This window comes from Rhodanobacter glycinis, assembly GCF_006438785.1.
Lineage (GTDB): Bacteria > Pseudomonadota > Gammaproteobacteria > Xanthomonadales > Rhodanobacteraceae > Rhodanobacter > Rhodanobacter glycinis_A.
Genome location: NZ_RCZB01000001.1, coordinates 770,051 through 796,078 on the forward strand (window position 1 = coordinate 770,051; position 26,028 = coordinate 796,078).

17 protein-coding genes are annotated in these 26,028 nt (G+C 62.8%); 13 read left to right on the top strand and 4 right to left on the bottom strand.

Translation table 11 applies throughout. The features are described from left to right. The first annotated feature begins 101 nt into the window (after nucleotides 1-101). From carA to greA, 3 genes are read left to right on the top strand one after another with little or no spacing between them, the layout of a single operon-like run. On the top strand, nucleotides 102-1,238 hold the full coding sequence (gene carA / locus EAH75_RS03840) for a glutamine-hydrolyzing carbamoyl-phosphate synthase small subunit (protein ID WP_140804311.1): 1,137 nt from the start codon (nucleotides 102-104) through the stop codon (nucleotides 1,236-1,238). Next, entirely contained in the window at nucleotides 1,231-4,458 is a 3,228-nt protein-coding gene (gene carB / locus EAH75_RS03845) for a carbamoyl-phosphate synthase large subunit (protein WP_140655323.1), read from the top strand. The genes carA and carB overlap by 8 nt, the downstream gene beginning before the upstream one ends. After that, on the top strand, nucleotides 4,455-4,931 hold the full coding sequence (gene greA / locus EAH75_RS03850; protein WP_140655326.1) for a transcription elongation factor GreA: 477 nt from the start codon (nucleotides 4,455-4,457) through the stop codon (nucleotides 4,929-4,931). The genes carB and greA overlap by 4 nt, the downstream gene beginning before the upstream one ends. A gap of 101 nt (nucleotides 4,932-5,032) precedes the next feature. Here greA and ykgO read toward each other — a convergent pair whose 3' ends face one another. The 4 genes from ykgO to EAH75_RS03870 all read right to left on the bottom strand — a co-directional run bounded on the left by ykgO (nucleotide 5,033) and on the right by EAH75_RS03870 (nucleotide 8,748). Then, a complete protein-coding gene (gene ykgO / locus EAH75_RS03855) occupies nucleotides 5,033-5,158 on the bottom strand; it encodes a type B 50S ribosomal protein L36 (RefSeq protein WP_007080705.1) in 126 nt (41 codons plus the stop codon). 61 nt (nucleotides 5,159-5,219) lie between these two features. Further along, nucleotides 5,220-6,131: a LysR substrate-binding domain-containing protein gene (locus EAH75_RS03860; RefSeq protein WP_140804313.1), complete on the bottom strand. Its 912-nt coding sequence runs from the start codon at nucleotides 6,129-6,131 to the stop codon at nucleotides 5,220-5,222. Between the two features lie 256 nt (nucleotides 6,132-6,387). Next, a complete protein-coding gene (locus EAH75_RS03865) occupies nucleotides 6,388-8,406 on the bottom strand; it encodes an NADPH-dependent 2,4-dienoyl-CoA reductase (RefSeq protein ID WP_140804315.1) in 2,019 nt (672 codons plus the stop codon). A gap of 84 nt (nucleotides 8,407-8,490) precedes the next feature. Then, nucleotides 8,491-8,748, bottom strand: a complete 258-nt coding sequence (locus EAH75_RS03870) for an acyl-CoA-binding protein (protein WP_140655336.1) — start codon at nucleotides 8,746-8,748, stop codon at nucleotides 8,491-8,493. A gap of 110 nt (nucleotides 8,749-8,858) precedes the next feature. On the opposite strand from EAH75_RS03870, the gene cmk reads away from it, so the two are divergent. The 10 genes from cmk to pbpC all read left to right on the top strand — a co-directional run bounded on the left by cmk (nucleotide 8,859) and on the right by pbpC (nucleotide 26,004). Continuing rightward, on the top strand, nucleotides 8,859-9,542 hold the full coding sequence (gene cmk / locus EAH75_RS03875; RefSeq protein WP_193557827.1) for a (d)CMP kinase: 684 nt from the start codon (nucleotides 8,859-8,861) through the stop codon (nucleotides 9,540-9,542). Nucleotides 9,543-9,718: 176 nt separating this feature from the next. After that, nucleotides 9,719-11,395, top strand: a complete 1,677-nt coding sequence (gene rpsA, locus EAH75_RS03880; protein WP_140655339.1) for a 30S ribosomal protein S1 — start codon at nucleotides 9,719-9,721, stop codon at nucleotides 11,393-11,395. 72 nt (nucleotides 11,396-11,467) lie between these two features. After that, nucleotides 11,468-11,767, top strand: a complete 300-nt coding sequence (locus EAH75_RS03885; protein WP_140655342.1) for an integration host factor subunit beta — start codon at nucleotides 11,468-11,470, stop codon at nucleotides 11,765-11,767. A gap of 170 nt (nucleotides 11,768-11,937) precedes the next feature. Continuing rightward, nucleotides 11,938-12,195, top strand: a complete 258-nt coding sequence (locus tag EAH75_RS03890; protein WP_140655345.1) for a lipopolysaccharide assembly protein LapA domain-containing protein — start codon at nucleotides 11,938-11,940, stop codon at nucleotides 12,193-12,195. Then, the gene (lapB, locus tag EAH75_RS03895) at nucleotides 12,192-13,364 is read left to right on the top strand and encodes a lipopolysaccharide assembly protein LapB (protein WP_140655348.1); all 1,173 of its coding nucleotides are present in this window, start codon (nucleotides 12,192-12,194) and stop codon (nucleotides 13,362-13,364) included. Before EAH75_RS03890 ends, lapB begins: the two co-directional genes overlap by 4 nt. 13 nt (nucleotides 13,365-13,377) lie before the next feature. Then, a complete protein-coding gene (locus tag EAH75_RS03900; RefSeq protein ID WP_140655351.1) occupies nucleotides 13,378-14,400 on the top strand; it encodes an MraY family glycosyltransferase in 1,023 nt (340 codons plus the stop codon). Then, complete coding sequence (locus EAH75_RS03905) at nucleotides 14,387-16,285, top strand: polysaccharide biosynthesis protein (RefSeq protein WP_140655354.1); 1,899 nt, start codon at nucleotides 14,387-14,389, stop codon at nucleotides 16,283-16,285. Before EAH75_RS03900 ends, EAH75_RS03905 begins: the two co-directional genes overlap by 14 nt. Beyond that, nucleotides 16,282-17,166, top strand: a complete 885-nt coding sequence (gene galU, locus EAH75_RS03910) for a UTP--glucose-1-phosphate uridylyltransferase GalU (protein WP_140655357.1) — start codon at nucleotides 16,282-16,284, stop codon at nucleotides 17,164-17,166. Before EAH75_RS03905 ends, galU begins: the two co-directional genes overlap by 4 nt. Before the next feature lie 268 nt (nucleotides 17,167-17,434). Continuing rightward, complete coding sequence (locus EAH75_RS03915; protein ID WP_140804317.1) at nucleotides 17,435-23,545, top strand: alpha-2-macroglobulin family protein; 6,111 nt, start codon at nucleotides 17,435-17,437, stop codon at nucleotides 23,543-23,545. Between the two features lie 65 nt (nucleotides 23,546-23,610). Then, nucleotides 23,611-26,004, top strand: a complete 2,394-nt coding sequence (gene pbpC / locus EAH75_RS03920) for a penicillin-binding protein 1C (protein WP_140655364.1) — start codon at nucleotides 23,611-23,613, stop codon at nucleotides 26,002-26,004. Nucleotides 26,005-26,028 lie beyond the last annotated feature (24 nt).

Sequence of the window (26,028 nt, forward strand, 5' to 3'; positions counted from 1 at the left end):
CCTATCATTTCAACCCGCCCTGATCCTTTCCTTTCCAAGCTCCACAAGCCAGCAATCCAGCGGCTTGCGGACTTTGCTGCATCTAAAAGGCGGTTATTCGTATGCCTCATCCTGCTCTGCTGGCCCTCGAAGACGGCAGCGTGTTTCATGGTCATGCCGTCGGCGCATCGGGGGATACCGTTGGCGAAGTGGTCTTCAATACCGCGATGACCGGTTACCAGGAGATCCTCACCGATCCCTCCTATGCGCGCCAGATCGTCACGCTGACCTATCCACATATCGGCAATACCGGTGTCAACGCCGAGGACGTCGAATCCACTGCCGTACATGCTGCCGGACTAATCGTGCGCGATGTGCCGCGCCGCGCCAGCAGCTGGCGCAGCACCGAAAGCCTGCCCGACTATCTCAAACGTCACGGCACCGTCGCCATTGCCGGTATCGATACGCGGCGATTGACCCGCATCCTGCGCGACAAGGGCGCACTGGCCGGCTGCATCATGGCGGGTGAGCAGGTTGACGCCGAGAGTGCACTGGCCAAGGCACGCGCGTTCCCCGGCCTGAACGGCATGGACCTGGCCAAGGTGGTCAGCACGTCCAGGCCGTATGTGTGGAATCAGGGTGTGTACGACCTCGATCGCACGGCGTTCAATCAACCGGCGATGCGTTTCAAGGTGGTCGCGTACGATTTCGGGACCAAGCTCAACATCCTGCGATTGCTTGCCGAGCAAGGTTGCGAGGTGACCGTGGTGCCGGCACAGACCGCCGCCGCCGAGGTGCTGGCGATGCAACCGGATGGCGTGTTCCTGTCCAACGGCCCGGGCGATCCAGCGGCCTGCGATTACGCCATTGACGCCACCCGCGCGTTTCTCGACGCGAAGATCCCGCTGTTCGGCATCTGCCTTGGCCATCAGCTGATGGGCCTGGCGCTGGGCGGCAAGACGCTGAAGATGAAGTTCGGCCATCACGGTGCCAATCACCCGGTCAAGGATCACGATGATGGTCGCGTGCTGATCACCTCGCAGAACCATGGTTTCGCGGTCGATCCGGCCACGTTGCCGGCGAATGTGCGGGTCACGCATACCTCGCTGTTCGACGGCTCGCTGCAGGGTTTCGCGCTGACCGACCGGCCCGCGTTCTGCTTCCAGGGTCACCCCGAGGCGAGCCCGGGCCCGCTCGACATGGGCTATCTGTTCAACCGTTTCGCGACCCTGATGCAGGAGGCCCGCACGCATGCCTAAGCGTACCGATATCAAGAGCATCCTCATCATCGGTGCCGGTCCGATCGTGATCGGCCAGGCCTGCGAGTTCGACTACTCCGGTGCGCAGGCATGCAAGGCGTTGAAAGAAGAGGGCTACCGGGTGATCCTGGTGAACTCGAATCCCGCCACGATCATGACCGACCCGGAAACCGCCGACGCGGTCTACATCGAGCCGATCAACTGGCAGACGGTGGAGCGCATCATCGCCAAGGAACGGCCTGACGCCGTGCTGCCCACGATGGGTGGTCAGACCGGCCTGAACTGCGCGCTCGATCTGGCCGACCATGGCGTGCTGGAGAAGTACAACGTCGAGCTGATCGGCGCCTCGCGCGAAGCGATCCGCATGGCCGAGGACCGCGAGCTGTTCCGTGTGGCGATGGCCGAGATCGGGCTGGATTGTCCGAAAGCCGAGGTGGTACGCACGTTCGAGCAGGCGCTGTTGACCCAGGCCAAGGTCGGCTATCCGACCGTGATCCGCCCGAGCTTCACGCTGGGCGGCTCCGGCGGTGGCATTGCCTACAACCGCGAGGAGTTCGAGGAGATCGTCAAGCGCGGCCTGGAACTGTCGCCGGTGGGCGAGGTGCTGGTCGAGGAGTCGGTATTGGGGTGGAAGGAGTTCGAGATGGAAGTGGTCCGCGACACCGCGGACAACTGCATCATCGTCTGCTCGATCGAGAATCTCGACCCGATGGGGGTGCACACCGGTGACTCGATCACCGTGGCGCCGGCGCAGACGCTCACCGACAAGGAATACCAGCGCCTGCGCGACGCCTCGATCGCCGTGCTGCGCAAGATTGGCGTGGACACCGGCGGTTCCAATGTGCAGTTCGGCATCAATGCCGAGAATGGCCGCGTTGTCGTCATCGAGATGAATCCTCGCGTGTCGCGTTCGTCGGCGTTGGCGTCGAAGGCGACCGGCTTTCCGATTGCCAAGATCGCCGCCAAGCTGGCGGTGGGTTACACGCTGGACGAATTGAAGAACGACATCACCGGCGGCCTCACGCCGGCGTCGTTCGAGCCGTCGATCGATTACGTGGTCACCAAGATTCCGCGTTTTGCATTCGAGAAATTCCCGGCCGCCGATGCCCGCCTGACCACCCAGATGAAGTCCGTCGGCGAAGTGATGGCGATTGGTCGAAGCTTCCACGAATCGCTGCAGAAGGCGCTGCGCGGCTTGGAGATCGGCAAGACCGGACTCAATCCGACCGGGCTGGACATCAGCACCGAGGATGGCCTGGCCGTGCTCAAGCGCGAACTGCGTGAGCCGCGACCGGATCGTGTGTTCCATCTGGCCGATGCGTTCCGCGCCGGTATGTCACTGGAAGAAGTGCACAGCCTGAGCCGGGTCGATCCATGGTTCCTCGCTGCGTTCGAGGACATCGTGCTGACCGAGGCGGACGTCATCAAGCAAGGGTTGACCGCGCTGAACGAGCCGCGCATGCGTGAACTCAAGCGGCTCGGCTTTGCCGATGCGCGAGTGGCCGAACTGCTCAATACGGACGAGGCCGCTGTGCGCCACCTGCGCCATACGCTCGGCGTGCGTCCGGTCTACAAGCGGGTGGATTCCTGCGCGGCCGAGTTCGCCACCAGTACCGCCTACATGTATTCGACCTATGAGGAAGAGTGCGAGGCGAATCCGACCGATCGCGACAAGATCATCGTGCTCGGCGGCGGTCCGAACCGGATCGGGCAGGGCATCGAGTTCGACTACTGCTGCGTGCACGCCTCGTTGGCGCTGCGCGAGGATGGTTACGAAACCATCATGGTCAACTGCAACCCGGAAACCGTCTCGACCGATTACGACACGTCCGACCGCCTGTACTTCGAGCCGTTGACGCTGGAGGACGTGCTGGAAATCGTCCATCTGGAAAAGCCGAAGGGAGTGATCGTGCAGTACGGCGGCCAGACTCCACTGAAGTTGGCGCGTGCGCTGGAGGCGGCTGGTGTGCCGATCATCGGCACCAGCCCGGACAGCATCGATCTGGCTGAGGATCGCGAGCGCTTCCAGCAGATGATCGAGAAGATCGGTCTGAAGCAGCCGCCGAATCGCACCGCGCGCAATGCCGATGAAGCTCTGGCGCTGGCCCGTGAGATCGGTTATCCGCTGGTGGTGCGGCCGAGCTACGTGCTCGGCGGCCGTGCGATGGAAGTGGTGCATGACGACGCCGACCTGTCGCGCTACATCCGCGATGCGGTAAAGGTGTCGAACGATTCGCCGGTGCTGCTGGACCGCTTCCTCGACCATGCAGTCGAGGTTGACGTGGATGTGATCGCCGATGCCGAAGGCAACGTATTGATCGGCGGCATCATGGAGCACATCGAGGAGGCTGGCGTGCATTCGGGCGATTCGTCCTGCTCGCTGCCACCGTATTCGTTGACCGCCGAAATTCAGGACGAGATGCGTCGCCAGGTCACCGCGATGGCAAAGGAGTTGAAGGTCATCGGTCTGATGAACACCCAGTTCGCGATCCAGGGCGACATCGTATTCATTCTGGAAGTAAATCCGCGCGCCTCGCGTACCGTACCGTTCGTGTCCAAGGCGACTGGCGTGCCGCTGGCCAAGATCGCGGCGCGGGTGATGGCCGGTCGTTCGCTGGCCAGCCTCGGTGCGACGCGCGAGGTGATTCCGGCGTACTACTCGGTGAAGGAAGCGATCTTCCCGTTCCTGAAGTTCCAGAACGTCGATCCGATCCTCGGCCCGGAAATGCGCTCCACTGGCGAGGTGATGGGCGTGGGCCGCAGTTTCGGCGCCGCTTTCGCCCGCGGTCACGAGGCCGCCGGGATCAGGCCGCCGACGGTCGGCAAGGTGTTCCTGTCGGTGCGCGATGCGGACAAGGACCGCTTGCTGCCAGTAGCCAAAGAGGTCATCGCCCGCGGCTTCAACCTGGTGGCGACCGCTGGCACCGCCAGCTACCTGGCCGAACACGGCGTGGTTTGTGAACGCATCAACAAGGTGCTCGAAGGCCGCCCGCACATCGTTGATTTGATCAAGAACGGCGAGATCGTCTATATCGTCAACACCACCGAGGGCAAGCAGGCGATCGCCGATTCGTTCTCGATCCGGCGCGAGGCACTGCAGCATCGCGTCACGTATTCCACCACCGTGGCAGGCGCCCGCGCGCTCGTGCATTCGCTGGATTTCCGCGGCGATGGCGAGGTGCACAGTCTGCAGGAACTGCATCAGGAGCTAAGCGCATGAGCCGCCCCCCGATCACCAAAGCGGGCTCCGAGCGCCTGCGCGCCGAGCTTGAGAAACTGAAATTCGTTGATCGGCCGCGCATCATCGCGGCGATTGCCGAGGCGCGCGCGCACGGCGACCTCAAGGAGAATGCCGAGTATCACGCTGCACGTGAACAACAGAGCTTCGCCGAGGGCCGCATCGGTCAGCTGGAGTCCTTGCTGTCGAACGCCGAAGTGATCGACGTTACCCAACTCAATCCGGGCAACCGCGTGGTGTTCGGCGCCATCGTCGATCTTGAAGACGAGGACAGCGGCACCGCCGTGACCTATCAGATCGTTGGCGACCTGGAGGCGGACATCAAGCTCCGCATGATTGCGGTGTCTTCGCCGATTGCGCGGGCACTGATCGGCAAAAGTGCTGGCGACAGTTTCGAATTCACTGCGCCGAATGGCGTCAAGCATTACGAGATCATCGGCGTTCGTTACGAGTGATGCCGACAGCTGGGCGTCCGGCTGCTGAGAACCGGACGCCCACAAAAAAGGCCGCTTGCGCGGCCTTTTTCACGACTTCGTTGCGACGAGCCCGACTGGACTCAGCGCTGACGAGCCTTGAAACGGGGATTGCTCTTGCAGATCACGAACACCTTGCCGCGACGACGCACGATCTTGCAGTCGCGATGCCGCGCCTTGGCGGACTTCAAAGAGTTAAGCACCTTCACGGCCAGCTCCTGACACTAAACGAAAATGTAAGCGTGCAAGTGTAACGACTCCAATGGCTTATCACAAGCCCGCTGCGACTGCAGTTTCGGCCACTGTGGACAGAAACTGCTGCAAGGCAGGGGCAGGATCGTCGGCGCGGCAGGCCACCGCCAGCAACAGGTACGCATCAGAGTCTTCCAGCGGTACGTAGCTGACCCCGGCCAGTCGCACCGTCCGCATGCTGGCCGGTACAAGAGCCAGTCCCAGACCTGCGGCGACGAGCGCCAGCAAACCATTGATCTGCTGCGCATGCTGGGCGATCGTTGGCTGAAAGCCGGCTCGGGTCGCCAGCTTCACCAGTCGATCGTAAAGAGTGGCGGCCAGTTCACGTGGTTGCGAAACAAAGGCATCGTCGGCGACTTCAGCCAGACGCAAGCTGCTGCGGCCCGCCAGCGGGTGACCAGCGGGCAGGGCAAGCAACAGCGGCTCGCGATCAATCACGCTCAGCCGCAAACGTCGGGCATCCTGCGCATGAAGCGGTTCGTCGCGAACAAAACCGACGTCGATCTCGCCAGCCAGCAGTGCGGCGAACTGGGGCTCGGTATACATCTCGCTGAGTTTCAGGCGGACATTGGGCGCGATCTGGCCGTAACGCAGCAAGGCTTGCGGCAGTGCCGGATGAAATGAGACAGAGACCGTGTACGCCAGGCGCAGCTGACCGCTGTAACCGGCAGCGGCGGCGGTTACCTGGCTACGCGCCTCATCAGCCTTGGTCAGGATCTGTCGGGCCTGTTCCAGGAACACCCGGCCCGGTTCGGTCAGCGCCACATGGCGCTTGGTGCGTTCCAGCAGACGCACGCCAAGATCCTGCTCAAGCGACTGGATCTGTTGCGACAGAGGTGGCTGCGAAAGATGCAGACGCAGGGCCGCACGGGTAAAGCTCAGCTCTTCGGCGACGGCCACAAAATAGCGCAGCTGGCGGAAATCGAACATATAGCCATATCGAATTAATCAGGCGCTAAATATATATTAGATACTTTATTGCGTCGATCATAAACTCTCTCTCGTCCCGCCACTTCCCCTCCCCCTAGTGGCGGCGGCCCTCGCCCCGCAGCGACGCTAAATACGATATCTGGTTCAACTCCCCCCCTGAGCCCATATCGATGCGTCTCCCCTGCGGGGCGCTTTCTTTTGTGTTCCGGCGCCGCTGCCTTTCAGACAGCGGCGCCGGTGTGTCTGGTCGATGGAATCAGATCTGGCTGGCTAGTTGGGTGCCTTGGGCGATGGCACGCTTGGCGTCAAGTTCGGTGGCTACGTCGGCACCCCCAATGACATGCACCTTGAGGCCCGCCTCAATCAGCTCATCGGCCAGCCGGCGGTTCGGTTCCTGACCGGCACAGACCACCACATTGTCGACAGGCAGGATCTGGGCGCTGCCGTTGACCGTCACATGCAGGCCTCGATCGTCGAAGCGCTGATAACGGACGTTACCCAGCATGATTACCTGCTTGGCCTTGAGCGTGGCCCGGTGCACCCAGCCGGTAGTCTTGTTGAGGCGTGCCCCGAGACGGCCCTCGCTGCGTTGCAACAGCCAGACCTGCCGGGCCGGCGCTTCCGGGTGAGGCAGCTGCAGGCCGCCACGTTCGGCAAGCTGCATGTCCACTCCCCACTCGCGGGTCCAGCGAGCCACGTCGGTAGTGGCTGAGGGTGCCCGTTCCACCAGAAATTCGGCCACATCGAAGCCGATGCCGCCGGCACCGATGATCGCCACCTTTGCGCCGACGCTCTGGTGGTGGGCCAGCACATCGATATAGCTCAATACGCGCGGATCGTCGCTGCCGGGAAAGCTCACCTGACGCGGTGTGATGCCGGTAGCGATCACCACTTCGTCATGGCCGCTGGCGCGCAGCAAGGCGGCATCGGCGGTCTGGCCCAGTTGGAGATCGACGCCGCTGTCCTTCAGTCGATGGCGGAAATAGCGCAATGTCTCGTGGAATTCCTCTTTGCCTGGAATCTGCTTGGCGTAGTTGAACTGCCCGCCGATTTCACTGGCACGGTCGATCAGGGTGACCGCATGGCCGCGTTCGGCGAGCGTACTGGCACAAGCCATTCCCGCTGGCCCGGCGCCAATCACGGCGATGCGTTTGCGCGCATTGGCTGGTTCGATCTTCAGCTCGGTTTCGTGGCAGGCGCGCGGATTGACCAGGCAGCTTGCACGCTTGTTCTGGAATACATGATCAAGGCAAGCCTGGTTGCAGGCGATGCACGTGTTGATGCGTTCACTGTGGCCGGTCCTGGCCTTGTTGACCCAGTCGGGATCAGCCAGCAACGGACGCGCCATCGAAACCATGTCGGCCTCGCCCTCGGCAAGGATGCGCTCGGCCACGTCGGGCATGTTGATGCGGTTGGTTGCGATCAGCGGAATCCCCACCTCGCCCTTGAGCTTGTGCGTGACCCAGGCAAAGCCGGCGCGCGGCACGCTGGTGACGATGGTCGGTATGCGCGCCTCATGCCAGCCAATGCCCGTGTTGATGATGCTGGCGCCAGCCGTCTCGATGGCCTTGGCCAAGGCCACGATCTCGCTCCAGTCCTGGCCGCCTTCGACCAGATCGAGCATCGACAACCGGTAGATGATGATGAAGTTGCGGCCAACGATTTCGCGGGTGCGTTGCACGATTTCGACGGCAAAGCGCATGCGGCGAGTTGCATCGCCGCCCCAGGCATCGTTGCGCTGGTTGGTGCGTGCGGAGATGAACTCGTTGATCAGGTAGCCTTCCGAACCCATCACTTCGACGCCGTCATAGCCGGCGTCCTGCGCCAACTTCGCGCAATGCGCGAAGTCCTCGATGGTGCGCTTCACTCCTTTCGGGGACAACGCACGTGGCGTGAATGGGGTGATTGGCGACTTGATCCTCGAAGGCGCGACCGACAGCGGGTGGTAGCCGTAGCGTCCTGCATGCAGGATCTGCATGCAGATCCGCCCCCCCTCTGCATGGACGGCGTCGGTGAGCTTGCGGTGCCGTGGCTTGTGCCAGGGCATGCTTAATAGTCCGCCGAAAGGCTTCAGCCAGCCCTCGATGCTTGGCGAGATGCCGCCGGTGACCATCAGTCCCACACCGCCGCGGGCACGTTCGGCGAAATACACGGCCAGCTTGTCGTAATCGCCGGCTTTGTCCTCCAGCCCGGTATGCATCGAGCCCATGAGGATCCGGTTGGGCAGGGTGACGTGACCCAGATCGAGTGGGGTGAACAGTTTTGGATAATTCATGCGACCCACACGAGGCTCAAACGATCGTATGAATGTGCCGGTGTTGGGTGTTTGAAAGCAAGTGTTTCGTATGCCAGGGCGGTTTCAGGCCAGCAGCTGATGCACCAGAGCGATATAGCGGCGCATGGCTTCCTCTTCGGGCACGCTGTTCAATTGCGCCCACGCCTCATGCTTGGCGGTGCCCACAAAATCGAAGAAGCCCGGTTGGGTGCGACGCAGATCGCCCTCCGAACCCTGCTTGTAGAGAGCATAGAGCTTCAGCAGGGTATCGTTGTCAGGGCGCGTGCCCAGTTGCTGGATGTCCTTGGCGGCCTGCTCGAACTCGCGGCGAAGATCAGTCATGGGGTGGATCGGACATGGCTTGTTTACCAAGGAGACCGGGTAGATAGCACGCGTCCGGGGCGGGGTCAACGCGTTAAACTCCCGCTTTTCCCGTTCAGCCAGGAATCGTCATGAGCCATGCCCCATCCGCCGTCCCCGTACTCACAATCGACGGGCCGTCGGGATCGGGCAAGGGCACCATCAGCGCGCTGGTGGCCGAACGGCTGGGCTGGCGGCTGCTGGATTCAGGGGCCTTGTACCGTGCGGTGGGCTACGCCGCTGGCATGGCCGGACTGGACCTGTCGGACGTGGAAGCGATGACCCGCTGTGCGCATGGCACGAAGATCCAGTTCCGGCCGGCGATGGATGCCGGCGAGACACGAGTGGTCGTCAACGGGCACGACGCCACCGACGAGCTGCGCACCGAAACTGCCGGCGCCGCGGCTTCGGCCATCGCCTCGATGCCCTCGGTGCGCGAGGCCCTGGTGGCGTTGCAGCTGGGTTTCCGCAAGGCGCCCGGTCTGGTAGCCGACGGGCGCGACATGGGCACGGTGATCTTTCCCGATGCGGCGTACAAGGTTTTCCTCACGGCGAGCGCTGCCGAGCGCGCGAAAAGACGCTATAAGCAGTTGAAGGAAAAGGGACTCAGCGTTACACTTGGCGGCCTTCAGCGTGAAATTGAGGCGCGTGACAGTCGCGATGCATCGCGCGCGGTCGCGCCACTCAAGCCTGCCGAGGATGCCTTGCTGGTGGATACCACTGGCATGGGGATCGACGAGGTGGTCGCGAAAGTACTTGCCGTCGTGCAGCCATGAACCGGCTACGCGACGGTTTCTGCGCTCCTGCTACGGCAGGAGGTTTTGGTCAACGGTGACGACGGTCGGTTCTTTGATGAACCACCCGAACGCACCCTCAACCGGTGGACCGGAAAGTTCGTGCGCAACACACCAGAGCGCAACGGATCACGGTCTTTTCCCACTATGGAATCAACATGACTGAAAGTTTTGCCGAACTGTTTGAACAGAGCCAACAGGCTATCTCCAAGCTGAAGCCCGGCGCCATCGTCACCGGCATCGTTGTGGAAATCCGCAATGACGTCGTCGTGATCAATGCTGGCCTGAAGAGCGAAGGCATCGTCCCGATCGAGCAGTTCAAGAGCGAGGACGGCGTGCTGGAGGTGCAGGTAGGCGACGAGGTGAAGGTAGCCCTCGAAGCTTTGGAAGACGGTTTCGGCGAGACCAAGCTGTCGCGCGAGAAGGCCAAGCGCTCGATGGTGTGGGACGACCTGGAGCAGGCGTTCGACAAGGAAGAGACGATCAAGGGCATGATCTCGGGCAAGGTCAAGGGTGGTTTCACCGTCGACATCAAGGATGTCCGTGCGTTCCTGCCAGGTTCGTTGGTCGATGTGCGCCCGGTGCGCGAGCCGACCTACCTCGAGGGCAAGGAACTCGAGTTCAAGATCATCAAGCTGGACCGCAAACGCAACAACGTGGTGGTCAGCCGCCGCGCCGTCGTCGAGACCGAGTTCTCCGAGGAGCGCGAGAAGCTGCTTGAGCGTCTGACCGAGGGCGCTGTGGTCAAGGGCACCGTCAAGAACCTCACCGACTACGGCGCGTTCGTGGATCTGGGTGGCATCGACGGCCTGCTGCACATCACCGACATGGCGTGGAAGCGTGTGCGTCATCCGTCCGAAGTGGTCAACGTCGGCGACGAGCTGGACGTGCGCGTGCTGAAGTACGACAAGGAGCGCAACCGCGTTTCGCTGGGTCTGAAGCAGCTGGGCGACGACCCGTGGGTCGCCATCGCCCGTCGTTACCCGGTCGGCAGCCGCCTGTTCGGCAAGGTCTCCAACGTCACCGATTACGGCTGCTTCGTCGAGATCGAGCCGGGCGTGGAAGGCCTGGTGCACGTGTCCGAAATGGACTGGACCAACAAGAACGTCAACCCGGCCAAGGTGGTTCAGGTCGGTGACGAGACCGAAGTGACCGTGCTGGACGTCGACGAGGAGCGTCGCCGCATCTCGCTGGGTATCAAGCAGACCCGCTCGAACCCGTGGGAAGCCTTCGCCGCGATGCACAAGAAGGGCGACAAGGTCTCCGGCCAGATCAAGTCGATCACCGATTTCGGCGTGTTCATCGGCCTGGACGGCGGCATCGACGGTCTGGTGCACCTGTCCGACATCTCCTGGCAGATGTCCGGCGAAGACCTGGTTCGCAACTTCAAGAAGGGTGACGAAATCGAAGCCGTGGTGCTGGCGGTTGATCCGGAGCGTGAGCGCATCTCGCTGGGCATCAAGCAGATGGAGCAGGACCCGTTCGGCCAGTTCATGGCAGCGAATCCGCGCGGCACCATCGTCAACGGCACCGTCAAGGAAGTCGATGCGAAGGGTGCGGTGATCGATCTGGGCGAGGGCGTCGAGGGTTACCTGCGCGCCAACGACATCGCCAAGGAGCGCATCGAGGATGCCACGCTGCATCTGAAGGTGGGCGACAAGGTCGAGGCCAAGTTCACCGGTATGGACCGCAAGGGTCGCCAGCTGGCGCTCTCGATCCGCGCGAAGGACGAGGAAGATGTGCCGGAGGCAGCGGCGGTCGACTATGCGTCCGCAGCCAGCGGTACAACCAAGCTTGGTGCGTTGCTCAAAGAGCAGTTCAACAAGGCTGACTAATCGCAAGCACGAGCCTGACGCGGGGCGGCACATCGCCGCCCCGTTGTTTCATGTCACGGACATTGGGGTCCCATGACCAAATCCGAATTGATCGAGGCGCTGGCCAGACGCCAGACTCACCTTGCGTTTGCCGACGTCGAAATGGCTGTCAAGAGCGTGATCGAGCAGATGAGTCATGCCTTGGCTCATGGCGAACGCATCGAAGTGCGTGGTTTCGGCAGTTTTGCGCTGCACTACCGACCACCGCGCATGGGCCGCAATCCCAAAACGGGCGAAGCCGTGGCGTTGCCTGGCAAGCACGTTCCGCATTTCAAGCCGGGCAAGGAACTGCGCGAACGCGTGAACCTGGATCTGGACCAGCAAGCTATCTGACCAAGCAGATAGACATCGCAGGAAAGTTGTCAGAAGGCAGGCGACGCAAGTCGGTTCTGCCTTCTTTTTTGCCTGCAATACAGCAAGATCCGGATATCGCCCTGAATCATGGCCGCATGGATCGCCCCTGTTGCCTGTGCCTGTCACAGCCAATCGGGTAAAGTCGCGACATGCGATTGCTCGCCATCATCATCCTGCTTATTTTCATCGCCGCCGGCGTCGTATTGGGCGCGCTCAATGCCGACATGGTCGGCTACGATTTCTCGTTCACCCAGATGCAGCTACCCAAGGGCGCTGCCTTGCTGGGTGCGGTGGTTGTCGGCTGGCTGCTTGGCGGCCTTACCGCGTGGTTCGGGGTCAGCTCAAGACAGCGCCGTCAGCGCCGCCAGCAACTGCATGCGGACAAGAAGCCGCTGGCCAAGCTATGAATCTCCTTTATGTGCTGGTGCCATTGGTTCCAGTAGCGTTTGTCCTGGGCTGGTGGGCCTCTCGTCAGGCCGGCGCACGTCGTTCCGGTGCTGAAGTCAGCGAACTTTCCTCGGACTATTTTCGCGGTCTGAATTACCTGCTCAACGAAGAGCAGGACAAGGCGATCGAAGTCTTCCTCAAGCTGGCCGAATACAACCGCGATACGGTCGAGACGCACCTGGCGCTGGGCAACCTGTTTCGCCGTCGCGGTGAAGTGGATCGAGCGATCCGCCTGCATCAGCATCTGGTTTCACGGCCGGGCCTGTCCGATGCGATGAAGACCGTGGCCTTGCTGGAGCTCGGCGAGGATTACATGCGCGCCGGCCTGCTCGATCGCGCCGAAGCGCTGTTCTCCGACCTGGTTGCGATGGACGCCCATGCGCCATCGGCGTTGCGCCATCTGATTGCGATTTACCAGCATGAACGCGACTGGCACAAGGCGATCGAGCATGCGCGCCGGCTGGAGGTGATGACCGGCGAAGACGAGGCGCCGATGATCGCCCAGTTCTACTGCGAACTGGCCGACCGTTCGCGCCAGCATGGTGCTCGCGCCGAAGCCCGCGACTATCTGCATCAGGCGTTCGAGTGCCAGCTCGATTGCGTGCGTGCGTTCATGCTGACCGGTCGCTTGCAATCCGAGGACGGTCATCATGACGAGGCGGTGACCGCTTACGAAGCCGCGGTGAATGCCGACATCGCGTTCACTCCGGAAATCCTGCCGCCGTTGCTCAACAGCTACGCCCGTTCACAGCAAATGGAGCGCGCCGAAAGTTTCCTGCGTGACATGCTGGGGCGATACCACGGCGTTTCACCGGTGCTTGCGCTGACCCACCTGTATCGGCAGCGCGATGGCGAGCGGGCGGCAATCGACTTCCTCACCGCGCAGTTGCGCCAGCGACCATCGGTACGCGGCCTGATGGCGCTGATCGACGCGACCATGGACAAGATCGAGGGCGAGGCGCGCGAAAATTTCCTGATCCTGCGCGACCTCACCCACAAGCTGCTGGAAGGCCAGGCGATGTACCGCTGCAGCCGCTGCGGCTTCGGTGCCAAGGCACATCACTGGCAGTGCCCCAGCTGCAAGAGCTGGAGTACGATCCGTCCGATCCACGGCGTCGCCAGCGAGTGACCGAGGCATGAGGATGTACATGGCCATCGGATGGTTGCCCGCAGCGTTTCTGATCACCTGGTTGCTGGTGCGTGGAGCCATCGGCTACGCGCATCGACGCGGCATGCTTGATCAACCCGGCCAGCGCCGTTCGCATCGTCTGCCGACTCCGCGTGGCGGTGGTATCGGCATCGTCATCGCGATGCTGGCCTGCCTGCCCGGGACGCTGTGGGGACTGCCCGCGGCATGGCCGTCCAGCGTCATCGCGGGCCTGTTCGTTGCACTTTTCCTGGTGGCGCTGGCGGGCTGGTGGGACGACCATCGCGCCTTGCCAATATTGCCGCGGCTAAGCGCACAGCTGCTGGGTGCTGGTGTGTTTTCGTTCACCCTGGTAATGACCGACTTGTCGTGGTGGTGGTTGCCGGTGTTGCTGGTTGGCGGGGTGTGGAGCATCAACCTGCACAACTTCATGGACGGCATAGACGGGTTGTTGGCACAGCAGGCCATCTTCGTCGGTTGCGGTCTGGCATGGCTGGCGTGGGCAGCTGCGCAACCGGCGCTGGCGATCGCTGCGGCCAGCCTGGCGGCTGCAGCACTGGGCTTCGGCTACTACAACCGCCCCCCGGCGAGCATCTTCATGGGTGATGTTGGCAGTGGCAGCATCGGCCTGCTGATCTTTGCGTTCAGCGCGATGCTGTGGCGGGTGGATCATGCCTTGCTGTGGCCAGCACTGATCCTGTCATCGGCGTTCGTGGTCGATGCCAGCCTGACCTTGTTGACGCGCATATGCAGCGGACGTCGCTGGTACACTGCGCATCGCGAGCATCTGTACCAGTGGCTGGTGCGTCGCGGTGCAACCCATGCGCGGGTGGATGTCGCCTATCTGAGCTGGAATCTGCTGATTGCGGCACCGTCGGCTTGGTTGGCCTGCAGTCATCTGCGAATGGCGCTGCCGGTTACCATGGTCATCTATCTGGGGGCGGCAGCAACCTGGCTGTCACTGAAACGTCGCTGCCTGCGACGACACCGGCCCAAGGCACCCCATGTCACTGCGTAAATTCGTCGGCATAATCCATCCTCGCATCGCGGTCGTGCTTCACGACCTGGCGGTGACCGCGATCGCCTGGTGGATCGCCAAGTTGCTGCGCTATGCCTTGAACCAGGACGAGATCGTCAGCTTCCAGCTGTTGGAATTCCCGATCGTATTGCTGGTGCAGAGTCTGATCTTCCGCTGGACCGGGCTGTACAAGAGCGTCTGGCGTTTTGCCAGCTTGCCGGACCTGTGGAACATCCTGCGTGCGTCGCTCACGGGAGCGGTGGCGATCTACGTCGGCTTGTTCCTGTACAACCGCCTCGAAGGCGTGCCGCGCTCGGTGCTGCTGCTCTATCCGGTCCTGCTCGCGGTGTTGCTGGGGGCGCCGAGGCTGGCTTATAGGTACTGGAAAGACAGCCGCAATGACCTGTTGCACAACCAGACCGTGAAACGCGTCCTCATCGTCGGCGCGGATCGCGCTGGCGAGGTCCTCTCGCGCGATCTTCGTCACGACAGTCGCTATGCCGTGGTCGGCTTCGTCGACGACAAGACCAGCCTGCGCGGCGCCAGCATCAACGGTCACCCGGTGCTGGGTCGTTTCGATCAGTTGCCCGAGGTGGCGCGCGAAGCGGCGGTAGACATGCTGCTGATCGCGCTGCCGGGGGCGTCGACTGTCGAGATGCGGCGCGTGGTATCGCTATGCGATGAAACCGACCTGCCTTACCGGACGGTACCGCGGCTCGAAGACGTGGTCGCCGGCAGGGCCCAGTTCAACCAGATCAAGGAGGTGGCGATCGAGGACCTGCTCGGCCGCGACACCGTGGAACTGGACTGGACCGCGATCCGCGAAACCCTCAGCGCACGTCGCGTGCTGGTGACCGGCGGCGGTGGCTCGATCGGTTCAGAGTTGTGCCGGCAGGTGGCGCGGCTGGGTGCGCAGTCGCTCACCGTGGTGGAGCAGAGCGAATACAACCTCTACCGGATCACTCAGGAACTTCGCGCAGATTTTCCGGAACTGATCCTCGAAGGCATTCTTGCCAATTGCGGCGATCTCCCGGCGATGCAGAAGGCATTCGCCGAGGTCATGCCGCAGGTGGTGTTCCATGCAGCGGCTTACAAGCATGTGCCGATGCTGCAGGGACAACTGCGCGCGGCATTCCGCAACAACGTGCTGGGCACGCGCACGGTGGCCGACGTGGCCCGCGAGTTCGGGGTCGAGTGTTTCGTGCTGATCTCCACCGACAAGGCGGTCAACCCGACTAGCGTGATGGGTGCGTGCAAACGCGTTGCCGAGATCTATTGCCAGAACCTCAACGCCCATGCCGACACCCGTTTCATGACGGTACGTTTCGGCAATGTGCTGGATTCGGCCGGCTCGGTGGTTCCGCTGTTCCGGCGGCAGATCCGCGACGGCGGTCCGGTCACCGTGACCCACCCGGAAATTTCCCGCTATTTCATGACGATCCCGGAGGCCTGTCAGCTGATCCTGCAGACCGCGAGCATCGGCAAAGGCGGCGAGATTTTTGCGCTCGACATGGGCGAGCCGGTGAAGATCCGCGATCTGGCCGAACAGATGATCCGCCTCGCCGGCAAGAAGCCGGGCAGCGAGATCCCAATCGTGTACACCGGCCTGCGTGCCGGTGAAAAGCTGTTCGAGGAACTGTTTCATCCGCTGGAAAACTACAGCGCCACCGCGCACGCCAAGATCTTTCTCGCGCAACATCGCGAAGTATCGTGGGAGCTGTTGCAGGCGCTGCTGCACAAGGCTGCCGAAGCGGTTGATGTTTTCAATGAGGAAGAACTTCGCCGCTGCGTGTCCAGCCTGCTGCCTTCGTTCCGCTGGAGCGAATCGGCACAGCCGGACAATGTTGTGTCGATCCGTCGTGCCAACCCGGAGATCAGTGAGTGAGCAAACCCCTGCGCAAGGTGGTGTTTCCCGTAGCCGGACTCGGCACACGCTTTCTGCCGGCGACCAAGGTCGTCGCCAAGGAGATGCTACCGGTTCTCGACAAGCCGCTGATCCAGTACGCCGTCGATGAGGCGGTGGACGCCGGCGCCGACACCCTGATTTTCGTCACCAACCGTTACAAGCACGCCATTGCCGACTACTTCGACAAGGCCTATGAGCTGGAAGCGAAGCTGCAGGAAAAAGGCAGGGACGAATTGCTGGCACTGGTGCAGGGCACACTGCCGCGACACGTGCGGGCGATCTTTGTGACCCAGCCCGAGGCGTTTGGCCTTGGCCACGCCGTGCTGTGCGCGAAGCCGGTGGTTGGCGACGAGCCGTTCGGCGTGGTGCTGCCCGATGACCTGATCTGGAACGGGGCAGTCGGCACTGGCAAGGGCGCGCTGCGGCAGATGGCCGAGCTGGCCGATGCGCAGCAGGCCGGCGTGATCGCGGTGGAGGAAGTGCCGCACAACGAAACCGACAAGTACGGCATCGTCGATGCCACGCCGGTCGACGAGCGTAGTGCCTTGATTCGGCACATGGTGGAAAAGCCGAAGCCGGCCGACGCGCCGTCGAACCTGGCGGTGGTCGGTCGTTACGTGTTGCCCAGCCGCATCTTCCAGTTGCTGGAGCAGACCACGCCGGGTGCTGGTGGTGAGATCCAGCTCACCGATGCGATCGAGGCATTGCTGAAAGAGCAGGGCAAGGTGCTGGCTTATCGCTTCGAAGGCACCCGCTTCGATTGCGGCAACAAAGCCGGCCTGGTACGAGCCACCATGCACATGGCGATGCAGGATCCGAAGCTGGCCACAGTGGTACGCGAATTCGCAGCCGGACTCTGACCGGTTGATCGTCCGAAGATAGTTTCAGGTTCACTTGCGGCCAAAGAAGCCGGCATCAGTCAGATGCCGGCTTTCTCTTTTCCAGGTCAGGCTGCCTCGATTACCCGTGACATGTCAGAATCAGCGCCGCGTTTTGCCATGGCTGGCGCGCAGGATGGTCTGGGGAAATCTTTCGGTATCGTCGAGCCTGCGTCATGCAGTGTTGCGGCGAGTCGTGTCCGGATCCGGCGTCGTCGGGTTCGTCAATGGATGAAGGTTGGGGAGCATCATGGATTTGCTGCGTTTTCTGCTGATGTTGCCGGTGCGCCTGGTGCGTAGCCTGTTTCACCTGCTCGGGTCGATCCTGCGGCCGCTCATCGGCAATGTTTCCTGGGCTGCACCTGGATGGGCTCCCGCCACTGGCGCAGCGATCCGCCGGCGACCGCGTCAGTTTGCCGGTGGGCTGCTTGCAGCGCTGATCCTGTTGGTCGGCGGCTGGTTCGGCTGGCAGTGGTACCAGCATCGGCCGCGGCCGGTCGAGCCCGAACGGATTACCTTCGAAGTTAAGGCACCGGCCATTACCGAATACGCGGCGCAGGCCGACGGCAATCCGAAAATCACCATTCATCCGCTGGAGATCGACTTTTCCCGCTCGGCGGCGCCGATCGAGCTGGTCGGCAAAGTGGTGGGCAAGGGCATCGCGATGCAGCCTGCGCTCAAGGGCGAATGGAACTGGCTCGACGATCACACCTTGCGCTTCGTGCCGGCCGAGGACTGGCCGGTTGGCGTGCACGTCAAGGTGCAGTTCGATGTGACGCAGACTTTCGCACCACATGTGCTGATGGCCGATGATCATCTGACTTTCGATTTGCCGAAGTTCGCGGCGACATTCGGTAACGGCGAGTTCTATCAGGATCCGCAGGACGCCACGGCGAAGAAGACGATCGTTCCGGTCAATTTCAACTATCCGGTGGACGCCGCGCAATTCGAGAAGCGCATCGCGATCGCGCTGGCCGACAAGGATGGAAAGTTCGGCACACCGCTGAAATTCACCGTCACCTATGACGCATTCAAGCTCAACGCCTGGGTGCATTCGCAGCCGCTGGATCTGCCACGGGACGATAGCGCGGTGTTGTTGAAGTTGCGCGATGGCGTACGCAGTTCGCGCGGTGGCGACGGAACCCGCGATCCGTTACAGACCAGTGTGCATGTTCCGGGCCTCTACAGCCTGACGATCCAGGACATCAGCCCGACCCTGGTCGACAACGACAAGTACGAACCCGAGCAGGTGCTGGTGGCGAATGTCAGCGGCAGCGTGCGCGGCAGCGATGTGGCCGGGTTGACCAAGGCCTGGATCCTGCCCACGCGCAAAGTGGGTGCGGACCAGTCCGGCGGCGACGCACCCTATGCCTGGGACGTTTCCGAAGTCAGCGAAGCTGTCCTGCGTCAGTCGCAGCCGTTGTCGCTGGCACTGGTGCCCACCGAGAACGACTACGCGGAACTACAGAGTTTCAAGTACCACGCCACACCCGGTCAGCAGGTCTATGTGCGCATCGGCGCCGGACTCAAGTCCTTTGGCGGCTACGTGCTGGGCAAGCCCACAGGGCAGACCTTCAGCGTGCCGGATTATCCAAAGCTGCTGCGTTTCATGGCCGATGGTTCGCTGCTGTCGCTGAGCGGCAGCAAGCGGATTTCGGTGGTGTCGCGCAACATGCCCGGCATGCAACTGGAGATCGGCCGTGTGCTGCCCGATCAACTGCAGCACCTGGTCAGCCTCAATCAGGGCACCTACACCCATCCCGAACTTGTCTACGGTTTCAGCGAAGACCATATCGTCGAGCGCTTTGAGCAGAAGTCGGCATTCCCGAAAGCCGATCCGGGCAAGGCACATTACGAGGGCGTCGACCTTGGCCAGTATCTGAAGGAAGGCAAGCGCGGCGTGTTCCTGCTGCACCTCTCCGGTTACGACCCGGTGGTCGAAGCGAAGAAAGCGGCGGCGGCAGCGAAGGCCAGGGCAAAGGCGCTGCAAGGTACCGCGCCCGCAGCAGGCGACGAGCCGGCAAGCGCAGTCACGACCAGCACAGCGGATGCCGTCACGAGCAGTGACAGCAGCGCTGGCGATGACGCCGCGAATTCAAGGAATGACAACGACAGCGACGAGTCTGCTGAAACCCCGATGCCGACCGATACGCGACTGATCGTGGTCACCGATCTGGGCATGCTGGTCAAACGCTCGCTCGACGGCAGCCAGGATGTGTTCGTGCAGTCCATCCATACCGGCCAGCCGGTGGCCGACGCCAGCGTCTCGGTGCTCGCGGTCAACGGAGCGACGCTCTACACACAGTCCAGCAGCGCCGATGGCGTGGTGCATTTCCCGACCTTCAAGGGCTTGCAGCGCGAGAAGAAGCCGGTGATGTACGTGGTGAAGAAGGGTGATGATCTTTCCTTCCTGCCGATCGAGGGAAGCGACCGTCAGCTCGACTATTCGCGCTTCGACATCGGCGGCGAACCCAATGCGGCGAGCCAGGGTCAACTCTCCGCGTATCTGTTTTCCGATCGCGGCATCTACCGCCCCGGCGACCTGTTCCACATCGGCCTGATCGTGCGTGCGGCCAGTTGGTCGCGCAACGTGGCAGGCATCCCGTTGCAGGCCGAGATCGTCGACCCGCGCGGCGTCACGGTGAAACAGCAGGCCCTGACCATGGACGCGTCAGGCTTCGGCGAGCTGGATTACACCCCCACCGAAACCGCGCCCACCGGCACCTGGACGGTGAATCTCTACATCGTCAGGGACGGCAAGGCGGACGCACAGATTGGTACCACCACCATACAAGTGAAGGAATTCCTGCCTGACCGTATGAAGGTCGAGGCGAAGCTGTCGCAACAGGTGCCCGAAGGCTGGGTGAAGCCCGAGCAGTTGAAGGGCATCGTCGATGTGCAGAATCTGTTTGGCACGCCGGCCGCGGATCGTCGTGTCGAAGCTTCGCTGACTCTGCGACCGGCATGGCCGGCTTTCCACAGCTGGCCGGACTACCACTTCTACGACGTGCGCCGCGCCAGGGACGGCTACGAAGAGTCGCTGCAGGATGGCAAGACCGACGACAAGGGCCACGCCGAATTCGACCTGGACCTGAAGAAGTACGCCGACGCCACCTACCAGCTGTACTTCCTCAGCAAGGCGTACGAAGCCGAAGGTGGGCGCAGTGTCGCTGCTGCGGTGCAGACGCTGGTATCGAGTAACGACTGGCTGGTCGGTTACAAGGCCGTCGACAACCTCGACTACATCACCCGCGACAGCCCGCGCACGGTACGCCTGGTCGCGATCAATCCGCAGGCCAGGGCGTTTGCCTTGAACGACCTGAAGGCACAATTGATCGAGCGGCGCTACGTCTCGGTGCTGACCAAGCAGGATTCGGGCGTCTACAAGTACGAGTCCAAGCTCAAGGAGATCCCGATCAGCGAGCAGCCGCTGGCGATTCCCGCCGCCGGCATGGATTACCCGCTGCCGACTGACAGGCCGGGCAACTACGCGTTGGTGATCCGCCGTGCCGATCGCACCGAGGTCAACCGCATCGAATACGCCGTGGCCGGCAATGCCAACGTCACCCGTTCGCTCGACCGCAATGCCGAACTGCAGCTCAACCTCAGCAAGCCGGACTACGCGCAGGGCGAGCCGGTGGAGATCGCGATCCGCGCGCCGTATGCGGGCAGCGGCCTGATCACCATCGAGCGCGACAAGGTCTATGCGCATGCGTGGTTCCATGCCGACACCACCAGCTCGGTGCAGCACATCACGGTGCCAGCGGATTTCGAGGGCAACGGCTACATCAACGTGCAGTACATCCGCGACCCGTCCTCGGACGAGGTGTTCATGAGTCCGCTCAGCTACGGCGTGGTGCCGTTCTCGGTGAACCTCGACGCGCGCCGCAACCCGATCACCGTCGATGCTCCGGCGCTGGTGAAGCCGGGAGAAACCGTGACCTTCAGGCTGCATTCGACCCAGCCGACGCGGGCAGTGGTTTTCGCGGTGGACGAAGGCATCCTGCAGGTGGCGCGCTACAAGCTGGGCGACCCGCTGAAGTTCTTCTTCCGCAAGCGCATGCTGGAAGTGGGTACCTCGCAGATTCTCGATCTGATCCTGCCGGACTTCGAGAAACTGATGGCGATGGCGGCACCCGGCGGCGACGCTGACGGCGCGATCGGCCGCCAGCTGAATCCGTTCAAGCGCAAGCGCGACAAGCCGGTGGTGTACTGGTCCGGCATCATCGACGTGAATGGCGACAAGGACTTCAGCTACACCGTGCCGGACTACTTCAACGGCAAGCTGCGGGTGATGGCGATGTCGGTATCGTCGGATCGCATCGGCACGTACGAAGGTTCGACCACCGTACGCGGCGATTTTGTGCTGTCGTCCAACGTGCCGACCACGTTGGCACCGGGCGATCAGGCCCAGATCAGCGTCGGCGTGGCCAACAACCTCACGGGTCTGAACGGCAAGCAGGTGCCGGTGGCGGTCACGCTGAAGACCGGACCGCAATTGCAGGTCGTCGGCAGCGCAACGCAAAGCCTGACCCTGGGCGAGCTGCGCGAAGGCGTGGCAGTGTTCCACGTCAAGGCCACCGATGTACTGGGCTCGGGCAATCTCACTTTCAGTGCCGGCTATGGTGGCAAAACAGCGAAGCAGGCGGTGGATCTTTCAGTGCGACCAGCCTCGGCCTATCGCACCCAGATCGATGTCGGCCGTGTCGCGCCAGGCAGTCAGGAAGATCTGCCGAACCTGCGCAAGCTTTACGATGCCTACGCCTCCCGCGATGCTGCCTTCTCCACCGTGCCGATCGTGCTGGCGCAGGGTCTGACCACCTATCTGATCAACTATCAGAACTACTGCAGCGAGCAGCTGGTCAGCGCCGCGATGCCGCGGCTGGTGGTGGCAAAGTGGCCGGCAGCACCGATGTTCGCGAAGGCCCTGCAACCAGCCTTCAGCGAAAAGAAGCTGGGCAATGACGAGGCGCTGGCGCAGTTCCTCGACGTGCTGCATTCGCGCCAGAACGGGCAGGGCGGCTTCGGGGTATGGACGGCAACGCCGGATGCCGAGCCGTTCGTGTCGGCTTACGCGATGCACTTCCTGCTCGAGGCGCATGACCGTGGTGTCGCGGTGCCGAAAGACATGCTGGATGCCGGCAACAAATACCTGCATCAGCTCGCCGCCGACGAGAGCCTGGATTCGCTCGACGAGCTGCGCCAGCGCGCCTACGCGGTGTATCTGCTGACGCGGCAGGGCAATGTCACCACCAACGACCTGGCGGCGGTGCAGAAGCGTCTGCAGGATGCGTTCCCGAACGACTGGAAGAACGACCTCGCCGCCGCATGGCTGGCTGCTTCGTACGAACTGCTCAAGCAGGACAAGGAAGCGAACCAGCTGATCGCCGGGCCGCAGAAGGCGCTCGAGCGCAAATTGGCGAAGGAGAGCTACGTCTACAGCTACTACTACGATCCGCTGACGCGCGACGCCAGCGTGCTGTACCTGCTGTCGAAGTATTTCCCGGACCGTGCCAAGGCGCTCTCGCCGCAGGTGATGGAGAACATCGTGTGGCCGCTGGCGCACAACCAGTTCAACACCCTGTCCTCGTCGATGACAATCCTGGCGCTGGATGCCTATGCTGCGCAGAATGCCGGCGGGCTGGACAAGCTGGGTATCGACGAAGTGCGTGCGGATGGCAGCGCGAGGTCGATCGCCGCGATGCAGGCCAACCTGGTGCAGGCCGGCAGCTGGGATGCTGCGGCGGCACGCGTACGCTTCACCAACGGCAGCAGCCTGCCGGCGTGGCGCGTCACCAGCCAGGGCGGTTACGACCGCGATGCTCCAGCGAAAGCGATCAAGGACGGCATCGAGATCGTGCGCGAGTACACCGACAGCAAGGGCAAACCGCTCGACAAGATCGACGTCGGCGAGGAAATAGACGTCCATGTGAAGATCCGCGCCACCGGCGATCAGGGTGTCGGCAACGTGGCGATCGTCGACCTGCTGCCGGGTGGTTTCGAACCGGTCATCGAACCGCCAGCGCCGGTCACCGATCAGCAGACGGCCGATGCCGACAACGGCGCTGATGGAAGCGGGGCCGACGAGGGCGGCGACAGCGAAGTGAAGCCTGCGACATGGCGTTCGCCGATCGGCCTGTCCACGTCCACCTGGCAGCCCGACTACGCCGACATCCGCGAGGATCGCGTGGTGATCTACGGCACGGCCACGCCGGACGTGCGCGAGTTCGTCTATCGCATCAAGGCCAGCAATGCCGGCACGTTCATCGTGCCACCGGCTTATGGCGAGTCGATGTACGACCGCAGCGTGCAGGCGCGCTCGCCGGGCGGTGGCACGTTGACCGTGGTGAGCAAGCCGTAACTTGCGCCGGCATGCTTCCCAAGGGGAGCATGCCGATGTCGAACCGGCGCCCACGAAAGCCAGCCATGAACCCGTCCATTTCGCTCAATCGCCTGTCGCGCGGCATGCTGGAGTGGTTGCGCCGCTGGCAGAACTGGCTGGTCGGTATCTTGCTGATCGTCGCCGTGCTGGTAGGGTGCCGGCTGTGGCCGCATCCGTCGCTGCGCGACTGGCAACCTTCCTCCACCGCTGTTTACGACGACCATGGCCAACTGCTGCGGTTGACCCTAGCCAGCGACGACCGTTATCGGCTGTGGGTTCCACTGGCAGAAATCTCGCCACAACTGGTCGATGGCGTACTGCTGCACGAGGATCGCTGGTACTGGCTGCATCCCGGCATCAATCCGTATGGGCTGGCACGCGGCGCATGGATCACCTACGTGCGTAACGGCAATCCGCAAGGCGGCTCGACCGTCACCATGCAGCTGGCGCGGTTGCTGTGGCAGCTCAATACACGCTCGCCACTGGGCAAGCTGCGGCAGATCGCGCGGGCCGTCCAGCTGGAGCTGTTCTATTCCAAGCGACAGATCCTCGAGGCGTACCTCAATGCCGCGCCCTATGGCCGCAATGTCGAGGGCGTGGGCACGGCGAGCCTGGCGTATTTCAACAAGCAGGCAAGTGCGCTGAGCCTGCCCGAGGCGTTGACCCTCGCGGTGATTCCGCAGGATCCGACGCGACGACTGCAAAGCGCTGCCGCCGACAACCTGATCAATCCGCGACTGGCGGCATCGCGCAACCGGCTCTACGCCAGCTGGCTGCGCAATCATCCGAAGGACGCTGCGCTGAAGCCGCTGTTCGCGCTGCCGCTGAATCTTCGCCCGCTGTCGCAATTGCCGTTCGAGGCGCCGCACGCGGTGGAGCAGATCCTGGCGAAACGGCAGATCGAGGGCGACGCTGGCGACCAGCGTGTGGTCAGCACGCTCGATCTGGACCTGCAGCACACGCTGGAACGCCAGATCACGCAATACGTCGCCCACAACGGGTCGCGCGGCATCCGCAACGCGACGGCGATCCTGGTCGACACGCGTGACATGGGCGTCAAGGCGATGGTGGGTTCGGCGGATTATTTCGACCGCACGATCCAGGGCCAGGTCAACGGCACGCTGGCCAAGCGTTCGCCCGGTTCCACCCTCAAGCCCTTCATCTACGCGCTGGGTTTCGACCAGGGCGTGCTGCATCCGCAGACCGTGCTGCGCGATGTGCCGACCTCGTTCGGCCCGTATACGCCGGAGAACTTCGATGGCCATTTCTTCGGTCCGATCACTGCCACCGATGCGTTGATCCGCAGCCGCAACATTCCCGCCGTGTGGGTGGCCTCGCAGTTGCGGCAGCCGAGCCTCTACCAGTTCCTGCGCGACGCCGGGATCAGCCGCATGGCCAGCGAGAAGCATTACGGGCTGGCCCTGGTACTTGGCGGAGGCGAGGTGACCATGCAGGAGCTCGCCGGCCTGTACGCGATGCTGGCCAACCGCGGCGAACTGAAGCCGCTGCGCCTGCTCGCCGACGAACCACAGGTCGCCGGCACGCGCATGCTCAGCGAGGAAGCCAGCTTCATGGTGATGGACATGCTGCGGAAAAACCCGCGTCCGGACGAGACCACTGGCGCGCAACCCTCGCACCTGCCGGTGTACTGGAAGACCGGCACGTCCTGGGCGTTTCGTGATGCGTGGACGGCCGGCAGCTTCGGCCCTTACGTGTTGGTGGTGTGGGTGGGCAATTTCGACAGCACCGGCAATCCCGCCTTCGTCGGTGCGGAGGCCGCGGCGCCGCTGTTCTTCCAGATCATCGACGCCTTGCGCGCCGAACGCCCGCAGTTGTCCGAGCCGATCCGGCACATGCCGGCCAACCTCAAGCGCGTGCAGATATGTCTCGCCAGCGGCGATCTGCCGAACCAGTGGTGTCCGCAGAAGGGCATGACTTGGTTCATTCCAGGCAAGTCGCCGATCCGCGTCAGCAACGTGCATCGACCGGTGGTGATCGACGACGCCAGCGGCCAGCCGGCGTGCCCGCCGTATGCCGGCAAGCGTACCCATGTCGAGGTCTACGAGTTCTGGCCGTCCGACCTGCAGCACGTGTTTGCGCAGGCCGGCATTCCGCGTCGCAAACCACCGCAGAACGTCTATTGCAGAAATGCCGGCATGCCCGATGGCGATCCGCCGCAGATCACCTCGCCGCTGCGTGGCAGCACCTATGCGATGCGGCTGGCCCAGCTCGGGCAGGAGCGCATCGCCTTCGTGGCCACGACGGATGCCGACGCGCATGCGTTGTACTGGTTCGTCGACGATGCCTATGTTGGCCGCAGTGCACCGGGCGAATCGCTGTTCTGGCAACCGCAGACGGCTGGCAGCTACAACGTGCGGGTGGTCGACGATCACGGTCGCAGCGACCAGCGACCGCTGACTGTTGGATTGGTTGAGTAGCCGCACGGGTGGCGCCTGGAACGC

Coding starts and splice junctions, on each gene's coding strand:
- EAH75_RS03900 (WP_140655351.1), top strand. CDS start 13,378: ATGTACATGGCCATCGGATGGTTGCCCGCAGCGTTTCTGATCACCTGG.
- EAH75_RS03890 (WP_140655345.1), top strand. CDS start 11,938: ATGCGATTGCTCGCCATCATCATCCTGCTTATTTTCATCGCCGCCGGC.
- EAH75_RS03860 (WP_140804313.1), bottom strand. CDS start 6,131: ATGTTCGATTTCCGCCAGCTGCGCTATTTTGTGGCCGTCGCCGAAGAG.
- EAH75_RS03870 (WP_140655336.1), bottom strand. CDS start 8,748: ATGACTGATCTTCGCCGCGAGTTCGAGCAGGCCGCCAAGGACATCCAG.
- EAH75_RS03905 (WP_140655354.1), top strand. CDS start 14,387: ATGTCACTGCGTAAATTCGTCGGCATAATCCATCCTCGCATCGCGGTC.
- cmk (WP_193557827.1), top strand. CDS start 8,859: ATGAGCCATGCCCCATCCGCCGTCCCCGTACTCACAATCGACGGGCCG.
- EAH75_RS03915 (WP_140804317.1), top strand. CDS start 17,435: ATGGATTTGCTGCGTTTTCTGCTGATGTTGCCGGTGCGCCTGGTGCGT.
- pbpC (WP_140655364.1), top strand. CDS start 23,611: ATGAACCCGTCCATTTCGCTCAATCGCCTGTCGCGCGGCATGCTGGAG.
- rpsA (WP_140655339.1), top strand. CDS start 9,719: ATGACTGAAAGTTTTGCCGAACTGTTTGAACAGAGCCAACAGGCTATC.
- EAH75_RS03865 (WP_140804315.1), bottom strand. CDS start 8,406: ATGAATTATCCAAAACTGTTCACCCCACTCGATCTGGGTCACGTCACC.
- EAH75_RS03885 (WP_140655342.1), top strand. CDS start 11,468: ATGACCAAATCCGAATTGATCGAGGCGCTGGCCAGACGCCAGACTCAC.
- greA (WP_140655326.1), top strand. CDS start 4,455: ATGAGCCGCCCCCCGATCACCAAAGCGGGCTCCGAGCGCCTGCGCGCC.
- lapB (WP_140655348.1), top strand. CDS start 12,192: ATGAATCTCCTTTATGTGCTGGTGCCATTGGTTCCAGTAGCGTTTGTC.
- carB (WP_140655323.1), top strand. CDS start 1,231: ATGCCTAAGCGTACCGATATCAAGAGCATCCTCATCATCGGTGCCGGT.
- carA (WP_140804311.1), top strand. CDS start 102: ATGCCTCATCCTGCTCTGCTGGCCCTCGAAGACGGCAGCGTGTTTCAT.